Consider the following 3,571-nt stretch of genomic DNA (forward strand, 5'->3'; position numbering starts at 1 on the left):
TGGCTCGGGCTTTAGCGGCCCAGTCGGGCACCGAAGCTGCTGCAGGCCTCAGGGTTGGACGAGATGCGGCCGACGCAATCCGACTATGCCGCCGAGGCCGCCTTCGCCTTTTCGCCGCGTAACGAAGAAGGGCGACCCCGCGTCCTGCTGGCCGAGGCGGGGACGGGCACGGGCAAGACCATGGGCTATCTGGCGCCCGCCTCCCTGTGGGCCGAGCGGAACCAGGGGGCGGCGTGGATATCGACCTACACGCGCGCCCTGCAGCGCCAGATCGACCGCGAGAGCCATGCCCTGTGGCCCGATCCCGCCGAACGCAAGAAGAAGGCGGTGATCCGAAAGGGGCGCGAGAACTATCTGTGCGTCCTGAACCTGCAGGACATGATGCAGGCGGCGCAACTGGGGAACGGCGACCTGATCGGGCTGGCGCTGGCCGGTCGCTGGGCGGTCTATACGCGCGATGGCGATATGACGGGCGGGGACTTCCCCGGCTGGCTGCCCGGCCTGTTTGCGGTGCCTGCGGCCCATGCGGCGGGGGCGGCCAATCTGGTGGATCGGCGCGGGGAATGTGTTCACGCCGCCTGTCCGCACTACCGCACCTGTTTCGTGGAGAAGACCATCCGCGCCAGCCGCAAGGCTGACATCGTGGTGGCCAATCATGCCCTGGTCCTGACGCAGGCCGCGTTCGACGGCGCGCGGTCGGCGCGTGGCCAGAAACAGGACGGCGAGACGGCGGCCCTGAAGCGGATCGTCTTTGACGAGGGCCACCACCTGTTCGACGCCGCCGACAGCGCCTTTTCCGCATGTCTGTCCGGTCAGGAGGCGGCTGAGCTGCGGCGCTGGATTCGCGGTCCAGAGGGCAAGGGACGTCGCGGGCGCGGGCTGGAACAGCGTCTGGGCGACATGGTCAATGACAATGAGAGCGCGCTGAAATCGCTTCAGGACGCCGTGCGCGCCGCCGCTGGCCTGCCGGGCGAGGGCGTGTCGGGTCGGGTCGCGCCCGCCTCGGGCGAGGTGAACCCCATCGGCCCGATCGAGGCATTTCTGGCCGCCGCCCTGAACCAGCTTCGGGCGCGCACGGCGGAGGCCAACCCCTATGGCGGCGCCGAGTTCGGCATGGAATGCGCGCTGAAGCCCGTGACCGATCAGGTCGCAGAGGCCGCCCGCGCGGCGGCCCAGGCGCTGGCGGCCATCGAGGCGCCGCTTCTGGCCCTGTCGCGGCATCTGGAAGACGTTCTGGACAACGAGGCCGCCGAACTGGACGGCTCGCAGCGGTCGCGGATCGAAGGGGCCTTGCGCGGGCTGGACCGACGCGCCCGCATGACCCTGCCGGGCTGGCGCTCCATGTTGGCGGCGCTGGAGGACGGGGGCGACGAACCGGACCCGGACTTCGTCGACTGGCTCTCGGCGGAGACGGCCTTCGGGCGGATTCACGACGTGGCCCTGCGCCGTCACTGGATCGACCCGACCGTGCCGCTGGAGGCCGCCGTGATCGTGCCGTCGCATGGGGTGCTGGTGACGTCCGCCACCTTGTCCGATCCCCTGCAGGAAGACCCGTTTGATCTGGCGCGGATGCGGACCGGATCGGCGCGCCTGATCGAGCCGCCGCGCACCCTGAAGGTCGAAAGCCCGTTCGACTATGCCGCCAACAGCCGGGTCATTGTCGTCAATGATCTGGTCAAGGACGACCCGCGCCAGACGGCGGCGGCGATGCGCGAACTGTTTCTGGCGGCGGGCGGCGGAGGCCTGGGCCTGTTCACCGCCATCCGTCGTCTGAAGGCGGTCTATGAGCGGCTGGGGCCGGATCTGGCGAAGTCAGGCTTTCCGCTCTACGCCCAGCATGTCGATCCGCTGGAGGTCGGGGCGCTGGTCGACATGTTCCGGGTCGAGGAGAACTCGTGCCTGCTGGGCACCGACGCCGTGCGCGACGGGGTGGACGTGCCGGGGCGGTCTTTGCGGGTTCTGGCCTTCGACCGCGTGCCGTGGCCGCGCCCGGACCTGTTGCACAAGGCGCGTCGAGAACGTCTGGGCGGCAAGGGCTATGATGACGCCATCGCCCGCGCCCGCATCGCACAGGCCTTCGGGCGGCTGATCCGGCGCGGCGACGACAAGGGGGTGTTCCTGATGCTGGACGCCGCCACGCCGACGCGCCTGTTCGCCAGCCTGCCGCCGGGAACAGAGGTGCAGCGCATGGGGCTGGCCGATGCGGTCGAACTGACCAAGAGCTTCCTGAACCCCGAGACGACCTGAAATGTCGAAGACCACGCCTGCGACCCTGGCTCTGACCAAGGCGGGGATCGCGTTTGAGCTGTTCCCCTATGACTATGATCCCGACGCCCCGCGTGTCGGTCTGCAGGCGGCGCAGGCCCTGGGCAAGGCGCCGGAACAGGTGTTCAAGACCCTGATGACCCTGGCCGACGGCAAGCCCGCCTGCGTCATCGTGCCCTCCGACTGCGAGGTCAGCATGAAGAAGCTGGCGACGGCGCTGGGGGCCAAGTCGGCGCAGATGATGAAGCCCGCCGACGCCGAACGCCTGACCGGCTACAAGGTCGGCGGCGTCAGTCCCTTTGGCCAGCGAAAGTCCGTCCCGACCGTGATGGACGAGACGGCCATCCTGTTCGATCTGGTGCTGATCAACGGCGGGCAACGCGGTCTGCTGCTGGGGATCGCGCCGGATGATGCGCTGCGGGCGGCCTCGGCCAGCTTGGCCGATCTGACCGCCTGAACCGCCCTTATGTCGGCGCCGATCCTTGGGCTATAGGGCGTTGAACCCGGAGATCGCATGACTGACGCCCCGACCAAGCCGCACAGCCGCAAGGGCCTGTATGCGCCCTTCATCATCGTGCTGGCGGCCTTGGCCGCGTGGACGGGCTGGTGGTTCTATCTGACGCATCAGATCGACAAACAGCTGGAGACCCAGACGGCGGCCATGCGTCAAGCGGGCTGGGACGTCCGCTATTCCGAGAAGTCGATCACCGGCTGGCCGTTCCGTGTCCGCGTAGGCTTGCGTGACCTGAGCATCGGCGCACCGTCCCACCATGCCGTCGCGGCGCTGGAGCTGGCGGCGGAGGCCAACGCCTATCAGCCGACCAAATGGGTGATCGTCGCACCGCAGGGACTGGTGCTGACCCGTGCAGGCAAGGGTGAGGTCGCCGTCGCGGGCGACGCCATCCGCATGAGCGCCAGCGGCATCGACCAGCGCTGGCCAAATCTGGCGCTGGAGATGGTCAATCCGATCTTCACCGTGGCGCCGCAGGGCGAGCCCTTCCCCATCGCCCGCGCCGCGCGGATCGAGTTTTACACCCGTCCGCATCTGGCCGCCTCGACCACGCCAGGCGACGACATCGACGTCATGTTCCGTCTGGTGGACGGGCAGGGCCGTGCTGATGGTCCGGTCGAGGGCTTTGCGCAGGATGGCATGCTGACCCTTCAGCTTGAGGCCACCATCGGTCAGGCCAGCCTGCTGAAGGGCGGGGATGCGGCGGGCGTCTTCTCGGTCTGGACGCGAGGCGGCGGAACCTTCCGCAATCTGCGCGGCGATATTCAGGCCGTGGCCAGCCGTGCGACCCTGAGC

General features: G+C 68.8%; 3 protein-coding genes. All 3 read left to right on the forward strand.

The genetic code is table 11. The annotated features are described in order from the left end of the window. The first annotated feature begins 63 nt into the window (after positions 1 to 63). The gene (locus tag QZ281_RS11025) at positions 64 to 2,247 is read left to right on the forward strand and encodes an ATP-dependent DNA helicase (RefSeq protein ID WP_292228321.1); all 2,184 of its coding nucleotides are present in this window, start codon (positions 64 to 66) and stop codon (positions 2,245 to 2,247) included. Between the two features lies 1 nt (position 2,248). Continuing rightward, positions 2,249 to 2,722, forward strand: a complete 474-nt coding sequence (gene ybaK, locus QZ281_RS11030) for a Cys-tRNA(Pro) deacylase (protein WP_292228324.1) — start codon at positions 2,249 to 2,251, stop codon at positions 2,720 to 2,722. Positions 2,723 to 2,779: 57 nt separating this feature from the next. Further along, a partial coding sequence (locus QZ281_RS11035) for a DUF2125 domain-containing protein (RefSeq protein ID WP_292228326.1) occupies positions 2,780 to 3,571 on the forward strand: 792 nt, incomplete at its 3' end.

It is taken from the genome of Brevundimonas sp. (assembly GCF_018608325.1).
GTDB lineage: Bacteria > Pseudomonadota > Alphaproteobacteria > Caulobacterales > Caulobacteraceae > Brevundimonas.

Excerpts from the sequence above, each read along its gene's own strand:
- QZ281_RS11025 (WP_292228321.1), top strand. The coding sequence starts at position 64 with ATGCGGCCGACGCAATCCGACTATGCCGCCGAGGCCGCCTTCGCCTTT.
- ybaK (WP_292228324.1), top strand. The coding sequence starts at position 2,249 with ATGTCGAAGACCACGCCTGCGACCCTGGCTCTGACCAAGGCGGGGATC.